Source organism: Variovorax sp. J22P240, assembly GCF_030316855.1.
GTDB lineage: Bacteria > Pseudomonadota > Gammaproteobacteria > Burkholderiales > Burkholderiaceae_C > Variovorax.
In genome coordinates, this window is sequence record NZ_JASZYR010000008.1 from 36709 (window position 1) to 51535 (window position 14827).

Consider the following 14827-nt stretch of genomic DNA (forward strand, 5'->3'; position numbering starts at 1 on the left):
GCCCCATCGATCCCTCGAGCGTTGCACCGCAGCGCAGATTTCTGGAACCTTCCATGGCTGACAACAAGACTGACAGCGGTACCGACTACCGCGCCACGCTGAACTTGCCCGACACCCCCTTCCCGATGCGGGGCGATCTGCCCAAGCGCGAGCCGGGCTGGGTCAAGGAATGGAACGACGAAGGCCTCTACCATCGCCTTCGCGACGCGCGCCACGGCGCGCCCAAGTTCATCCTGCACGACGGCCCGCCCTATGCCAACGGGCAGATCCACATGGGCCATGCCGTCAACAAGATCCTGAAGGACATGATCACCAAGGCGCGCCAGCTCGAAGGCTACGACGCGCTCTACGTGCCCGGCTGGGACTGCCACGGCCTGCCGATCGAGAACGCGATCGAAAAGAAGTACGGCCGCAACCTCAGCCGCGACGAGATGCAGGCCAAGAGCCGCGCCTACGCGACCGAGCAGATCGCCCAGCAGATGAGCGACTTCCAGCGCCTCGGGGTTCTGGGCGAATGGGACCACCCTTACAAGACGATGGACTTCGCCAATGAAGCCGGCGAGATCCGCGCCTTCAAGCGCGTGATCGAGCGCGGCTTCGTCTACCGCGGCCTGAAGCCGGTGTACTGGTGTTTCGACTGCGGTTCCTCGCTCGCCGAATTCGAGATCGAGTACGCCGACAAGAAGTCGCAGACCCTCGACGTCGCCTTCAAGGCACACGACCCTGCGAAGCTCGCAGCCGCCTTCGGCCTGCCCGCCTTGACCAAGGACGCCTTCGCCGTCATCTGGACCACCACCGCGTGGACCATCCCCGCCAACCAGGCGATCAACCTGAACCCCGAGCTCGACTACGCGCTGGTTGATACCGAGCGCGGCCTCCTGGTGCTGGCTGCCTCGTTGGTCGAGATGTGCATGAACCGCTATGCGCTCGACGGCAAGGTGCTCGCCACGGTCAAGGGCGAGAAGCTGGGCGGCCTCGAGTTCGATCACCCGCTGTACGACGTCGATGCCGGCTACCGCCGCCTGTCGCCCATCTACCTGGCCGACTACGCAACCGCCGACGACGGCACCGGCCTGGTCCACTCCTCGCCCGCCTACGGCGTGGACGACTTCAACTCCTGTGTGGCGCACGGCGTGGCCTACGACGACATCCTGAACCCGGTGCAGGGCAACGGCTCGTATGCGCCCGACTTCCCGCTCTTCGGCGGCCAGAACATCTGGAAGGCCGTGCCGGTCATCATCCAGGCGCTGCGCGATGCCGGGCGGCTGATGACGACCGAGGCGATCACCCACAGCTACCCGCACTGCTGGCGCCACAAGACGCCGGTGATCTACCGCGCCGCGGCGCAGTGGTTCATCCGCATGGACGAGGGCGAAGGCGTGTTCACCAAGGACAAGGCGCCCCAGACCCTGCGCCAGACCGCGCTGCAAGCCATCGAGCAGACGAGCTTCTATCCGGAGAATGGCAAGGCGCGGCTGCACGACATGATCGCCAACCGGCCCGACTGGTGCATCAGCCGCCAGCGCAGCTGGGGCGTGCCGATCCCCTTCTTCCTGCACAAGGACTCGGGCGAGTTGCATCCGCGCACGATGGAATTCCTCGACCAGGCCGCCGACATCGTCGAGAAGGGCGGCATCGAGGCCTGGAGCCGCGTGACCGCCGAGGAAATCCTCGGCGCCGAAGACGCGCCGCACTACACGAAGAGCACCGACATCCTCGAAGTGTGGTTCGACTCCGGCTCGACCTTCTTCCACGTGCTGCGCGGTACCCACCCCAACGTGCACCACGAGACCGGGCCCGAGGCCGACCTCTACCTCGAAGGCCACGACCAGCATCGCGGATGGTTCCATTCGTCGCTGCTGATCGCCTCCGCGCTCGAAGGCCGCGCGCCCTACCGCGGCCTGCTCACGCACGGCTTCACGGTGGACAGCCAGGGCCGCAAGATGAGCAAGTCGCTCGGCAACGGCATCGACCCCCAGGACGTCAACAAGAAGCTGGGCGCCGAGATCACCCGCCTCTGGGTGGCCGCAAGCGACTACTCGGGCGACATCGCGGGCGACGACAAGATTCTGGCGCGGGTGGTGGACGCCTACCGCCGCATCCGCAACACGCTGCGCTTCCTGCTCGCCAACACCAGCGATTTCGACGTCGCCAAGGATGTGGTCCCACTCGACCAATTGCTCGAGATCGACCGCTACGCGCTGAGCCGCGCCGCGCAATTCCAGGCCGAGGTGCTCGCGCATTACAAGGTCTACGAATTCCACCCGGTGGTGGCCAAGCTGCAGGTGTATTGCTCGGAAGACCTCGGAGCCTTCTACCTCGACGTGCTGAAAGACCGGCTCTACACGACCGCGCCCGGCTCGCACGCACGCCGCAGCGCCCAGACGGCGCTCTGGCACATCACGCAAGCGATGCTGCGCTGGATGGCGCCTTTCCTGAGCTTCACGGCCGAAGAGGCCTGGAAGTTCTGCGGCGACGGCCAGTCGATCTTCGTCCAGACCTACAGCGATCTCGGCTCGCCCGATGAAGCGCTGCTCGGCAAGTGGACGCGCATCCGCGAGATCCGCGACGCGGTCAACAAGGAGATCGAGACCGTGCGCACGGCCGGCCAGGTCGGCTCGTCGCTGCAGGCCAACGTGACTCTCAGCGCTCCCGCCGAAGAGCACGCGCTCCTCGCATCGCTGGGTGACGATCTCAAGTTCGTCTTCATCACGTCGGCAGTCGAACTGGTCGCCGGCGAGGCGCTGTCCGCGACCGTGAAGGCAAGCACCGCGACGAAGTGCGAACGCTGCTGGCACTGGCGCGACGACGTGGGGCATGACCCGGCGCATCCGGCCATCTGCGGCCGGTGCACCAGCAACCTCTACGGTGCGGGCGAAGCAAGGACTGTCGCCTGATGGCCCGCCGTTCCTCCGCCTCGGGCCTCGGTATCTGGCCCTGGCTGGGCCTTGCGCTCGTCATCGTCATCGTCGATCAGTTCACCAAGACCCTGATCCTCGGCTACTACAAGCTCGGCGACGCGACCTACGTCACGAGCTTCTTCAACGTCGTGCGGGCCCACAACACCGGTGCGGCCTTCTCATTTCTTGCCGATGCGGCGGGATGGCAGCGCTGGTTCTTCATGGCCATCGGCATCGCAGCGGCGATCTTCATCATCTGGATGCTCAGGTCCCATGCGGGGCAAAAGCTGTTTTGCTTCTCGATGGCTGCCATCCTCGGCGGCGCCATCGGCAACGTCATCGACCGGATGATGCATGGCTACGTGGTGGACTTCCTCGACTTCCATCTGGCCGGCCGTCACTTCCCGGCCTTCAACGTGGCCGACAGCGCGATCACGGTCGGTGCGATCTGCCTGATCCTCGACGAACTGAGACGAGTCAAAAGAGGCAAGTAGGCCCGCATCAACCAGGCCGGCGGGAGGCACAGGTGCTCTATAGTGCCTGTCATCCATGAAGCACTTGTTGAATCTGCTGGCAGCCATCGCGCTGCTGGTGTGGGGTACCCATCTCGTTCGCACCGGCGTCTTGCGCGTCTTCGGCGCGAACCTGCGCAAGATCCTCGTGCACAGCATGCGCAACCGCTTCACGGCGGCCCTGTCGGGCATCGGCGTGACGGCGCTGGTGCAATCGAGCACGGCGACCTCGCTGATGACTTCATCGTTCGTCGGCCAGGGCCTGGTGACCCTGCCGGCGGCGCTCGCGGTCATGCGCGGCGCGGACATCGGCACCGCGCTGATGTCGGTGCTGTTCTCGGCGGATCTTTCATGGCTGTCGCCGCTCTTCATCTTCGTGGGCGTCGTGCTGTTCATCACGCGGCCATCCAGCGCGGCCGGCCGTGTTGGCCGCGTCCTGATCGGCCTCGGCCTGATGCTTCTCGCGCTCCAGCTCGTGGTCGAGGCCACCGGCCCGCTGTTCGACAGCCCGGCGATGCGTGCGGTGCTCGGTTCGATCAACAGCGACGTGTTGCTCGAGATCACCATCGGCGCCGGGCTCGCCATCCTGGCCTACTCCAGTCTTGCCGTCGTGCTTCTGGTCGCCGCCATGGCGAGTTCCAACGTGGTGCCGCTCGACGTGGCGCTGGGCCTGGTGCTCGGCGCCAACCTCGGCAGCGGCCTGCTCGCGGTGCTGACCACAGCCAAGTCAACCGTTGCCGTGCGTCAGGTGACCTTGGGCAACCTCGTCTTCAAGCTGCTCGGCGTGGCCATCGCGGCGCCCTTCGTCGGCCTGTGGCTGCGCGAGGTCAAACCCTTCATCTCGGACGCCACGCACCTGGTCGTGCTCTATCACCTCGCCTTCAACGTGATCGTGAGCGTCGGCTTCATCGGCCTCACCAATTCGGTGGCCCGGCTGGTCACGAAACTGCTGCCGGAGCCTGAAGAGCCCGCGGCGACGCGGCGGCCGCAGCACCTGGACCCTTCGGCACTGTCGACGCCCACGCTCGCCATCTCGAATGCCGCGCGCGAGGCACTTCACCAGGCAGACGTGGTCGAGACGATGCTGATCGGCATGCTCAACGTGATCCGGAACAACGACCTTCGGCTCGCGCAGGAACTGCGCAATCTCGATGACATGGTCGACGAGCTGTACTCCGCCATCAAGTACTACCTGACCAAGATCTCGCGCGAGGCCCTCGGCGAGGAAGAGAGCCGCCGCTGGACCGACATCATCAGCTTCACCATCAACATGGAGCAGATCGGCGACATCATCGAGCGGGTGATCATCGACATCGAGGACAAGAAGATCAAGCCGCAGCGCAACTTCTCCGAGGCCGGCATGAGAGAGATCGTCGAACTGCACGAGCGGCTGGTCGCGAACCTGCGGCTGAGCATGAGCGTGTTCCTCAACGGCAACGTGCGTGATGCGCAGAAGCTGCTGGAAGAAAAGGCGCGCTTCCGCGACCTGGAGCGGGCCTACGCCACGACCCACCTCGGGCGCCTGTCGGACCAGACCACACTGAGCATCGAGACGAGTTCGCTGCACATCGATCTGATCAGCGAGCTCAAGCGCATCAACTCGCACATCTGCTCGATCGCCTATCCGATCCTCGAGTCGGCCGGCGCGCTCGCGCCGACCCGGATGCGCGAATCGCGCCTGGGCGCGCTTCACTAGCTCGCCCCCAGGCTTCGCGCACTTCGTGTCGCTTCGCCTTCCCCCTGCCGGGGGCAATACCGGCGGCCCGGCGGAGCCGGATCCGCGGTATTTTTGGAACTGAGCGGCAGCGTCGGCTACAAGGTCAGGATGGTGCAGCCGGTGGTCTTGCGTGCTTCGAGATCGCGGTGCGCTTGTTGGACGTCTTCCAGTGCATAGCGCTGGTCGATCGGGATCTTTACCGCGCCGCTCTCGACCACCGCGAACAGGTCGTCGGCCATTGCCTGTGTGCTCTCGCGGTTCGAGATATGCGAGAACAGGGTGGGCCGGGTCACGTAGTACGAACCCTTGGCCAAGGTGCCCAGGTTGAAGGCCGCCACCGGCCCCGATCCGTTGCCGAAGACCGCGAGCAGACCGAAGGGCCGCAGGCAGGCCAGCGAGCCTTCGAAGGTGTCCTTGCCCACCGAGTCGTAGGCCACCTTCACGCCCTTGCCGCCGGTGATTTCCTTGACGCGCTCGGCGAAGTTCTCGGTGCTGTAGTTGATGGCGTGCGCAGCGCCATGGTCCAGCGCGATCTTGCACTTGGCATCGGTGCCCGCGGTGCCGATCAACTGCAGCCCCAACGCCTTGGCCCATTGGCATGCGATCAGCCCCACGCCGCCCGCAGCGGCATGAAACAGGATGAAATCACCGGGCTGCAGGCCTTCGGCCGGCAAGGTCTTCTTCAGCAGGTACTGCGCGGTCAGGCCCTTGAGCATCATGGCCGCGCCGGTCTCGAACGAGATCGCGTCGGGCAGTTTGCAGACGCACTTGGCCGGCATCACGCGCAGTTCGCTGTACGCGCCGGGTGGCTGGCTGGCATAGGCCGCGCGGTCGCCGACCTTGAGGTGAGAGACCCCCTCGCCCACCGCCTCGATGACGCCGGAGGCTTCCATGCCGAGTTGCAGCGGCATAGGGAACGGGTACAGCCCGCTGCGCTGGTAGGTATCGATGAAGTTGAGACCCACCGCCTTATGGCGAATGCGGATTTCGCCGGGTCCGGGATCTCCGACTTCGACGTCGACGATCTTCAGTTCCTCGGGACCGCCATGGCGGTCGATGCGGACGGCTTTGCTCATGAATCGTGGCTCCTTTTGTTGAATGTGCGATTCGGCTGGATCGAAACAAGGCGCCTATGCTGCCACGGACTTGAATCCAAGGCTCGCACCCCCGAATACGCCTCGCGGCCCGTTAAAGTCCAGCCCCATGCAGCAGCGTCTTACTCCGGGCACCGCCCTTCTTCTCACGGTGCCTCCCCTGCTGTGGGCCGGCAATGCGGTCGTCGGCCGCGTGGTGCGCGAACTCGTGTCGCCCATGTCGCTGAACTTCATCCGCTGGCTGCTGGCCTTCATCGTGCTGCTTCCCTTCGCGGTGTCCGTGCTGCGCCGCGAGAGTCCGTTGTGGATGCACTGGAAGCGATTCGCCGTGCTCGGACTCCTTGGCATCGGCTGCTACAACGCCTTCCAGTACCTGGCGCTGCAGACCTCGACACCGATCAACGTCACGCTCGTCGGCTCCAGCATGCCGCTGTGGATGCTGGCGACGGGTTCCTTGTTCTTCGGCGCGAAGGTGACAGGCCGTGCCATGGTGGGTGCTGTGCTCTCGATGATCGGCGTACTGTTGGTGCTCAGCCGCGGCGAGTGGAGGCAACTGCTCTCGTTGCGACTGGTCGCCGGCGATGTCTACATGATGCTCGCGACCATCTCGTGGGCGTTCTATAGCTGGATGCTGTCGCGGACCCATGAGCCATCCGAGGTGCGACGCGACTGGGCCTCGCTGCTCATGGCACAGATGGTGTTCGGGCTGGCATGGTCCGGCCTGTTCGCCGCAGGCGAGTGGGCGCTCGCGGATGCGCACGCGGACTGGGGCTGGCCGCTGGCGGCGGCGCTTGTCTTCATCACGCTCGGGCCTGCTCTCCTGGCCTATCGGTGCTGGGGAGCGGGGGTACAGCGAGCGGGCCCGCAGACGGCCGGCTTCTTCACCAACCTCACGCCCTTGTTCGCGGCCCTGCTGTCAGCGGCCTTCCTGGGCGAATTGCCGCACTGGTATCACGGTGCGGCCTTCGTGCTGATCGTGGGCGGGATCTGGGTGTCCTCGCGGCAATGACGCAAGTCACCCTCCACCCGTCACGTCAGTACGTCCCCGGATAGGCTCCACCGTCGGCCAGCACGTTCTGCCCCGTGAGGTACCCCGCCTGCACGCTGCAGAGGAAGGCGCAGATCGCGCCGAACTCGGACGGCGTGCCGAAGCGGCCCGCGGGAATGCTCTTCTCGCGAGCGGCCCGGACGGTGTCGATGTCCTGTCCCGACTTTTTGGCAGCGCCGGCCATCGTGCCCTTGAGCCGGTCGGTATCGAAGGAGCCCGGAAGCAGGTTATTGATCGTGACGCCCTTGCCGGCAATGTCCGAGCGGGCGACGCCGGCAACGAAGCCGGTCAAGCCGCTGCGTGCGCCGTTGCTCAGGCCCAGGATGCCGATCGGCGCCTTCACCGAGCTGGACGTGATGTTGACGATGCGGCCGAATCCGCGCGCGGCCATGCCATCGACGGTGGCCTTGATCAGTTCGATCGGCGTGAGCATGTTCGCATCGACGGCCTTGATCCATGCTTCGCGGTCCCATTCACGGAAGTCGCCGGGGGGCGGTCCGCCGGCGTTGGTGACCACGATGTCGAAATCCTTGTGGAGCGCGAAGGCGGCGGCGCGGCCTTCGGGCGTTGTGATGTCGGCCGCCAGGTGCTTCACGAAAGGCTTGGCGCCGCTCACACCGGCCGCCACGGCCTGCAAGGTCTTGGCCGCCGATTCCAACGCTTCGGCGCCGCGCGCGACGATCACCACGTTCGCGCCCTCGCGCACCAGCGCTTCCGCGCATCCGTAGCCCAGGCCCTTGCTCGCGCCGCACACCAGCGCGGTCTTTCCTGCAATTCCAAAATCCATGTTCTTTCCTTCGGGCTCAGCGCCCCATACGTGTGAATACGAAGATGCCGGCGATCACCAGCGCCGTCCCGGCCGCGATCCACGCGGTGAAGGGCTCGCCGAGGATCACCACACCCATCAGGATGGTCGAGATCGGCCCGACCATACCCGTTTGGGCTGCCATCGCGGGCCCGATGCGTTCGATCGCCATCATGACGGCAAGGACGGGCACCGCGGTACACACCGTGGCGTTGAGGATCGACAGCCAGATCACCTGCGGCGCCACATCGAAGGCTGCGCTCATCGGCCGCAGCAGCATGAACTGCACGATGCAAAGTACGCAGGCCACGCTGGTCGCCAATCCCACGAGGCGCAGCGAACCCAGCCGCTTGACGAACTCGCCGCTTGCGACGAGATAGATGGCATAGCTCACAGCGCTCAGGAACACCAGCAGTGCGCCCCACGCGGCGGCTGCGCTCTGGCCGAGCTGCACTTCGTGGCCGAACACCAGCAGCACGCCCGCATAGCTGATGCTCATGCCCACGAACTGCCAGCGGGTGATGCGCCGGCGATAGACGATCCAGCCGAACAACAGCACCAGCGTCGGGTTGAGATACAGGATGAGCCGCTCCAGACTGGCCGTGATGTGGGCCAGCCCGGCAAAATCGAGAAAGCTCGACAGGTAGTAGCCCGAGAACCCCAGGCCGAAGACGCCGATCCAGTCGCGCCGCGTGAGCGGCGGCTTGCCGCGCCCGGCCCACCAGGCCATCAGCGCGAACAGCGGCAACGCGAACAACATGCGCAGCATGATGAGCGTGACCGCGTCCACGCCGTAGCGGTAGGCCAGCTTGACGATGATCGCCTTGCCGCTGAACGCGATGGCGCCCAGCGTCGCAAGGATGAGGCCAGGCGCGATATTCTTGTGAGCGGAATGCTCCGACGTGGCCTGAAGTTGCATCTAGAGAATCAGAACCCGGCGGCAAGGCCGTCGCGGCGCGCGTCGCTCGCGGCCACGTAGCCCTCGACCGCCGGATCGCCCGCGCGCCAGATGAACTGGCCCGCACCGAAGTCCTGGTAAGAGTCGTTGATGACATCGACCTTGTGGCCGAGTTCGGTCAGGCCCTGGACCGTGTTCGGATCCATGGCCGCCTCGACGTTGATCTCGAGGCCCGAGTTGAAGCGCCAGCGCGGCGCATCGCACGCGGCCTGCGGGTTCTGCTTGTAGTCCAGCATGCGCACCAGCGTCTGCATGTGGCCTTGCGGCTGCATGTTGCCGCCCATCACGCCGAAGCTCATCACCGGCGCACCGTCCTTCGCGAGGAAGGCCGGGATGATGGTGTGGAAGGGGCGCTTGCCAGGTGCCACCACGTTCGGGCTCTTGGCGTCGAGGCTGAAGCCGTGGCCTCGGTTCTGCAGGCTGATGCCGAAGTCGGGCTCCACGCAGCCCGAGCCGAATCCCATGTAGTTGCTCTGGATGAAGCTCACCATCATGCCGCTCTCGTCGGCCGCGGTGAGATAGATGGTTCCGCCCTTGACCGGGTTGCCCGCCTTGAAGTCCTGCGCCTTGTTCACATCGATGAGTTTGGCACGCGATGCGAGGTACGCGCCATCGAGCATTTGCAGGGGCGTCACCTCCATCGACGATGGGTCGGACACGTAGCGGTAGGTGTCGGCAAAGGCGAGCTTCATGGCCTCGATCTGCAGATGCTGCGAGGCAACCGAGTCGACCGGGATCGAGCCGATGTCGAAGTGCTCGAGGATGCCCAGCGCGATCAGCGCGGCAATGCCCTGGCCATTCGGCGGGATCTCGTGCAGCGTGTGGCCGCGGTAGTTCTGCGCGATCGGCTCGACCCATTCGGGCTTCCAGTTGGCGAGGTCGCGCACCTTGAGGCTGCCGCCGTTTGCGTTGGAGAACTTCTCCAGTGCCTCCGCGATCTCGCCGCTGTAGAACGCATCGCCCTTGGTCGCAGCGATGGCCTTGAGCGCACGCGCCGCGGCCTGGAAGCGGAAGAGTTCACCGACCTCGGGCGCACGTCCCCACGGCAGGAAGCTCTGCGCAAAGCCCGGCTGCGATTGCAGGAGGGGCGTGGCCGCGGCCCACTTCTGCTGCACCACCGGCGGCATCAGGTACCCGCGCTCGGCGATCTCGATGGCCGGCGCCATGAGGTTCTCGAAGGGCAGCTTGCCGAAGCGCTCGGACATCGCGACCCAGGTGCCGACGGCGCCGGGCACGGTGACCGAATCGATGCCGCGCTGCGGCGGCGTCCGCGCATCTGCGCCGTACTTGCGGCTGAAGTAATCAGGCGTCCAGGACTGCGGCGCGGAGCCCGAGCCGTTCAGTCCGTGCAGCTTCTTGCCGTCCCACAGGATGCAGAAGGCATCGCTACCCAGGCCGTTGCTGACCGGTTCGAGCACCGTCATGGCGGCCGCCGTCGCGATCGCGGCATCGACGGCATTGCCACCTTGGTACAGGATGCGAAGGCCCGCCTGCGCGGCCTGCGGATGCGAGGTCGAAACGACGTTGCGCGCGAAGACCGGAATGCGGGTCGACGTGTAGGGGTTTGCGTAATCGAACTTCATGCTCAGTCCCCAGTGATTTTTCGTTCGGTGATGATCTTTTTCCACTTGGCAGCGTCTTCGGCCACCATGCTCGCGAATTGCGCCGGGGTGCTCGTCGTGGGCGAGATGCCCAGCCGCGCGAGCTTGTCGCGCACTTCCGGATCGGCGAGCGCCTGGTTGGCCGCCGTGTTGATGCGCGTCACCATCTCGGCCGGCAGGCCCTTGGGACCGTAGAGGCCGAACCACGTGTTGGATTCGAAGCCCGGAAGCGTGTCGGCGATCGGCGGCAGCTCGGGCGCCAGCGGGCTGCGCTTGAGCGAGGTCACGCCCAATGCGCGCAGCCGGCCGTCACGCACGTGCGGCATGCCGGTGGGAAGCGAGTCGAACAGCACATCGACCTTGCCGCTGATCAGATCGGGAATCGCGAGCGCCGTGCCCTTGTACGGAATGTGCGTGACGAAGATGCCGGCCTGGGACTTGAAGAGCTCCGCCGTGAGTTGGACGATGGTGCCGTTGCCGCTCGATGCGTAGTTGAGCTTCCCGGGGTTTTTCTTCGCGTAGTCGATCCATTCGCGCACCGTCTTGGCCGGCGAGCTGTTGGGCACCAGCATGATGCTGGGCGCGTCGCCGACGTGGGCGATCGGCGTGAAGTCACGCACCGTGTCGTAAGGCAGCTTGGGATTGATCCAAGGGCCGATCGAGTGCGTGCTCGTGGTGGCGAGCAGCAGTGTGTAGCCGTCGGGCGCAGCCTTGGCTGCCATATCGGAGCCGATCGCGCCGCCGGCGCCGGGCTTGTTGTCGATAACCAGCGTGGTGCCGAGCTTCTCGCCCATCTTCTGCGACAGCGTGCGCGCAAACAGGTCCGTCGCGCCACCAGCCGGGAAAGGCACGATGAGCCGGATCGGCTTGGTTGGATAGCTTTGCGCCAGGCTGGCGGAGGTTCCGGCCATGCAGAGCATGGCTGCGACGGCCTGAAGGAACTGGATTCGTTTCATGGTGCTGGATTTTGTCCCTGTGGAGGAGTACGAATGCTATGCAGGGCCCCTGTATCAAGCCAGATAATCCGGCTTATCGAATTATGAGCATTTCTTATGCCAAAGACCGGCGCTGAAGAGATCTCCCTGCAGCAGCTACGGGCCCTCGCGGCTGTCGCCGAATCGGGCAGCTTCACCCTGGCGGCGGAGAGCCTGCAGCTCACGCAGCCCGCGATCAGCCATCTGATCAAGCGCATGGAACTCGAACTCGGCCAGCCCCTGGTCGTGCGCGGCCGCCGCATCCGCATGACCAACGCCGGCGAGATGATGGTCGACACGGCCATGCGTGCGCTCCGGCTGATCGATGAATCGGTCGAGGCCTGCCGGTCCCAGTCGCAGCTTCGGGAGGGGCGCGTGGTGCTGGCGGTTGGCCATCTCACGGCGGGCGCGCTGCTGCCGCCATTGCTGAGCCGATTTTCGCAACAGCACCCCTCGCTGGCGACCGAACTCCTCGACAGCACGGCCGAGCAGATGATTTCGCGAATCCTCTCGCAGGAGGCCGACCTGGGCTTCGGGTCGGACATCGGGCAGAAGCATTCCGAACTCGCCACGGAGCCGCTCTTCACCGAGCGCATGAGCCTCTTCGTGCGTGACGATCATCCGCTGGCGCAGCGGGTGGTGATCGACGCCAGGCACCTGGACAGCCTGCCCTTCATCCACGTCAATCCTGACGCCAACATCTGGCGGTCCGTCAGCCGACAGCTTTCCAGCGTGGCCAATGTGTACCCGCGCGTAGTGCACCATGTGTCGATGCTGTCGACAGCCTTCGGGCTCATCCAGTCGGGCGCGGGCGTGGCGCTGCTGCCGCGCTATGTGGAGGTGCTGATGCCCGGAAACCTGCGCGCGGTAGCGGTGACGCGCCCCACATTGGAATACCCGGTCGTCGCCGTGCGGCTGGCGAAGCACCCACTCAATCCCGCGGCGATGGCGTTCCTCGCCATGGCCCGGCAGCACATGAAGCCGCCCCGCATCTCCAGGCCCTGAATGAAAACGGCACCCGAAGGTGCCGTTGAGAGATAGCGAGATACGCCTGTCGATCAGGCCTCTTCCTCGTGGAAGGCTTCCTCGCGCTTGGACTTCACGGCCGGCAGCAGCACGATCACCAGCAGCAGCAGCGCCGCGGCGAGCAGGCCCGCCGAAATCGGGCGAGAGACGAACACGGCCCAGCTGCCGCGCGACAGCAGCAGCGCGCGCCGCAGGTTCTCTTCCATCATCGGCCCCAGGATGAAGCCCAGCAGCAGCGGCGCAGGCTCGCATCCCAGCTTGAAGAAGCTGTAGCCGATGAAACCGAAGATCGCCACCATCCAGATGTCGAAGGTGTTGTTGTTGGTCGAGTACACCCCGATCGCGCAGAACAGCACGATGGCCGGGAACAGGTACTTGTAAGGCACCGACAGCAGCTTGATCCACATGCCGATCAGCGGCAGGTTCAGGATGATGAGCATCGCGTTGCCGATCCACATCGAGGCGATCAGGCCCCAGAAGAGTTCGGGGTTGCTGGTCATCACCTGCGGGCCGGGCTGGATGTTGTGGATCGTCATCGCGCCCACCATCAGCGCCATCACCGCGTTGGGCGGAATGCCCAGCGTCAGCAGCGGGATGAAGGAGGTCTGCGCACCGGCGTTGTTGGCCGACTCGGGCGCCGCGACGCCGCGGATGTTGCCCTTGCCGAAGGGCACTTCGCCCGGATGCAGCTTGGTCTTCTTCTCGATAGTGTAGGCAGCGAAGGCGGCCAACAGCGCACCGCCGCCGGGCAGGATGCCGAGCGACGCGCCCAGGGCGGTTCCGCGCAGCACGGCGGGCAGCATGCGCTTGAAGTCTTCCTTGGTCGGGAACAGGCCGGACACCTTGGCGGTGAACACTTCACGCTCGTGCTCGGGTCGCGACAGGTTGGCAATGATTTCGCCGTAGCCGAACACGCCCATGGCGATGGTCACGAAGCCGATGCCGTCGGTGAGTTCGGGGATGTCGAAGCTGAAACGCGCGACACCCGAGTTCACATCGGTGCCGACCAGGCCCATCAGCAGGCCCAGAACGATCATCGCGATGGCCTTGAGCAGCGAGCCCGAGGCCAGCACCACGGCGCCGATCAGGCCCAGGATCATCAGCGAGAAGTATTCGGCCGGGCCGAACTTGAAGGCCAGCTCGGTCAGCGGCGGTGCGAAGGCCGCCAGAATCAGCGTGCCGATGCAGCCCGCGAAGAACGAGCCCAGGCCAGCGGCAGCGAGCGCTGGACCGGCCCGCCCTTTCCGCGCCATCTGGTAGCCGTCGATCACGGTCACCACGGAGGACGATTCACCTGGCAAGTTGACCAGAATGGCAGTAGTGGAGCCGCCGTACTGCGCGCCGTAGTAGATGCCGGCCAGCATGATCAGCGCCGACACAGGGGGCAGCGCATAGGTGGCGGGCAGCAGCATCGCAATGGTCGCGACGGGGCCGATGCCCGGCAGCACGCCGATCAGCGTGCCCAGAATACAACCGGCCAGGCAGTACAGCAGGTTGGTGAAGGTGAAGGCGACGCCAAAACCCAGCGTGAGATTGTTTACGAGATCCATCTTGTCGTCCTCAACCCGTGATGAAGGTAGGCCACACCTGGATCTGCAGCTTCAGCGCCCAGATGAAGGCGATGTAGCTGCCGACGGCCAGCACCGTCGCGAGAATCAGCACTTTGCGCAGGTTGAACTCACTGCCCGCCAGGCTGGAGATGATCACGAGCGCATAGATGGCGATGATCATGCCCATGGCCGGCACGCCGATGCTCGGCAGGCCGCCGAGCAGCAAGCCGAAGGCGAGGTTGGCGCCGATGATGTAGATCACCTGCTTCCAGGCCCACTTGCCGATCGGCTCGCCGTCCTCGGTCTCGACCGTGAGTCCGGTGAACATGATGCCGAGCCCGATGACGGCCATCAGGATGCCGAGCATCAGCGGGAAGTATCCCGGACCCATGCGGGCGCCGCTGCCGACGTTGTACGTCGTTGCGCCCCAGGCGAATGCGACTCCGACGACGGTGAACATCACCCCCGAGAAGAAGTCTTTCTGACTCTTGATTTTCACGAATGGTCTCCACGAAAAAAATTCGATCGGAGATTGTGTGGTCAGCCAGAAGTCAGGTGGATGTGGATTCCACTAACCGTGAATTCAGGGTAATCCCGAGGGGGCTGTTGCTCGCCCCCAAGCTTCGCGCACTTCGTGTCGCT

General features: G+C 65.2%; 12 protein-coding genes. 5 read left to right on the plus strand and 7 right to left on the minus strand.

The genetic code is table 11. The annotated features are described in order from the left end of the window. Positions 1–53: 53 nt before the first annotated feature. Genes ileS through QTI24_RS19565 form a run of 3 tightly spaced genes read left to right on the plus strand, consistent with a single transcriptional unit; the run spans position 54 to position 5108 of the window. Positions 54–2897 carry an isoleucine--tRNA ligase gene (ileS, locus tag QTI24_RS19555; RefSeq protein ID WP_286602720.1) on the plus strand — a complete coding sequence of 948 codons (2844 nt, stop codon included), beginning with the start codon at positions 54–56 and terminating at the stop codon, positions 2895–2897. After that, positions 2897–3394, plus strand: coding sequence for a signal peptidase II (gene lspA, locus QTI24_RS19560; RefSeq protein ID WP_286602721.1), 498 nt, complete (start codon positions 2897–2899; stop codon positions 3392–3394). The genes ileS and lspA overlap by 1 nt, the downstream gene beginning before the upstream one ends. Before the next feature lie 55 nt (positions 3395–3449). Next, the gene (locus tag QTI24_RS19565; protein WP_286602723.1) at positions 3450–5108 is read left to right on the plus strand and encodes a Na/Pi cotransporter family protein; all 1659 of its coding nucleotides are present in this window, start codon (positions 3450–3452) and stop codon (positions 5106–5108) included. A gap of 116 nt (positions 5109–5224) precedes the next feature. On the opposite strand, the gene QTI24_RS19570 is transcribed toward QTI24_RS19565, so the two are convergent. Beyond that, positions 5225–6205, minus strand: coding sequence for a quinone oxidoreductase family protein (locus QTI24_RS19570; RefSeq protein WP_286602725.1), 981 nt, complete (start codon positions 6203–6205; stop codon positions 5225–5227). 127 nt (positions 6206–6332) lie between these two features. Between QTI24_RS19570 and QTI24_RS19575 the strand changes: the two genes are divergently transcribed. Continuing rightward, positions 6333–7232 carry a DMT family transporter gene (locus QTI24_RS19575; RefSeq protein WP_286602727.1) on the plus strand — a complete coding sequence of 300 codons (900 nt, stop codon included), beginning with the start codon at positions 6333–6335 and terminating at the stop codon, positions 7230–7232. 25 nt (positions 7233–7257) lie between these two features. Here the strand turns inward: QTI24_RS19575 and QTI24_RS19580 are convergent, their stop codons facing one another. From QTI24_RS19580 to QTI24_RS19595, 4 genes are read right to left on the minus strand one after another with little or no spacing between them, the layout of a single operon-like run. Next, positions 7258–8058, minus strand: coding sequence for an SDR family oxidoreductase (locus QTI24_RS19580; RefSeq protein WP_286602728.1), 801 nt, complete (start codon positions 8056–8058; stop codon positions 7258–7260). A gap of 16 nt (positions 8059–8074) precedes the next feature. After that, on the minus strand, positions 8075–8995 hold the full coding sequence (locus tag QTI24_RS19585; protein ID WP_286602730.1) for a DMT family transporter: 921 nt from the start codon (positions 8993–8995) through the stop codon (positions 8075–8077). A gap of 8 nt (positions 8996–9003) precedes the next feature. Beyond that, complete coding sequence (locus QTI24_RS19590) at positions 9004–10617, minus strand: gamma-glutamyltransferase family protein (RefSeq protein WP_286602732.1); 1614 nt, start codon at positions 10615–10617, stop codon at positions 9004–9006. 2 nt (positions 10618–10619) lie between these two features. Then, a complete protein-coding gene (locus tag QTI24_RS19595) occupies positions 10620–11591 on the minus strand; it encodes a Bug family tripartite tricarboxylate transporter substrate binding protein (RefSeq protein WP_286602733.1) in 972 nt (323 codons plus the stop codon). A gap of 96 nt (positions 11592–11687) precedes the next feature. On the opposite strand from QTI24_RS19595, the gene QTI24_RS19600 reads away from it, so the two are divergent. Further along, the gene (locus QTI24_RS19600) at positions 11688–12614 is read left to right on the plus strand and encodes a LysR family transcriptional regulator (RefSeq protein ID WP_286602734.1); all 927 of its coding nucleotides are present in this window, start codon (positions 11688–11690) and stop codon (positions 12612–12614) included. Positions 12615–12667: 53 nt separating this feature from the next. Here the strand turns inward: QTI24_RS19600 and QTI24_RS19605 are convergent, their stop codons facing one another. Next, on the minus strand, positions 12668–14185 hold the full coding sequence (locus QTI24_RS19605; RefSeq protein WP_286602735.1) for a tripartite tricarboxylate transporter permease: 1518 nt from the start codon (positions 14183–14185) through the stop codon (positions 12668–12670). A 10-nt stretch (positions 14186–14195) separates the two neighbouring features. Then, positions 14196–14684, minus strand: a complete 489-nt coding sequence (locus QTI24_RS19610; RefSeq protein WP_286602736.1) for a tripartite tricarboxylate transporter TctB family protein — start codon at positions 14682–14684, stop codon at positions 14196–14198. Positions 14685–14827 lie beyond the last annotated feature (143 nt).

What these genes read in the sequence shown, in the direction of transcription:
- ileS (WP_286602720.1), top strand. Translation starts at nt 54, where the DNA reads ATGGCTGACAACAAGACTGACAGCGGTACCGACTACCGCGCCACGCTG.
- lspA (WP_286602721.1), top strand. Translation starts at nt 2,897, where the DNA reads ATGGCCCGCCGTTCCTCCGCCTCGGGCCTCGGTATCTGGCCCTGGCTG.
- QTI24_RS19565 (WP_286602723.1), top strand. Translation starts at nt 3,450, where the DNA reads ATGAAGCACTTGTTGAATCTGCTGGCAGCCATCGCGCTGCTGGTGTGG.
- QTI24_RS19570 (WP_286602725.1), bottom strand. Translation starts at nt 6,205, where the DNA reads ATGAGCAAAGCCGTCCGCATCGACCGCCATGGCGGTCCCGAGGAACTG.
- QTI24_RS19575 (WP_286602727.1), top strand. Translation starts at nt 6,333, where the DNA reads ATGCAGCAGCGTCTTACTCCGGGCACCGCCCTTCTTCTCACGGTGCCT.
- QTI24_RS19580 (WP_286602728.1), bottom strand. Translation starts at nt 8,058, where the DNA reads ATGGATTTTGGAATTGCAGGAAAGACCGCGCTGGTGTGCGGCGCGAGC.
- QTI24_RS19585 (WP_286602730.1), bottom strand. Translation starts at nt 8,995, where the DNA reads ATGCAACTTCAGGCCACGTCGGAGCATTCCGCTCACAAGAATATCGCG.
- QTI24_RS19590 (WP_286602732.1), bottom strand. Translation starts at nt 10,617, where the DNA reads ATGAAGTTCGATTACGCAAACCCCTACACGTCGACCCGCATTCCGGTC.
- QTI24_RS19595 (WP_286602733.1), bottom strand. Translation starts at nt 11,591, where the DNA reads ATGAAACGAATCCAGTTCCTTCAGGCCGTCGCAGCCATGCTCTGCATG.
- QTI24_RS19600 (WP_286602734.1), top strand. Translation starts at nt 11,688, where the DNA reads ATGCCAAAGACCGGCGCTGAAGAGATCTCCCTGCAGCAGCTACGGGCC.
- QTI24_RS19605 (WP_286602735.1), bottom strand. Translation starts at nt 14,185, where the DNA reads ATGGATCTCGTAAACAATCTCACGCTGGGTTTTGGCGTCGCCTTCACC.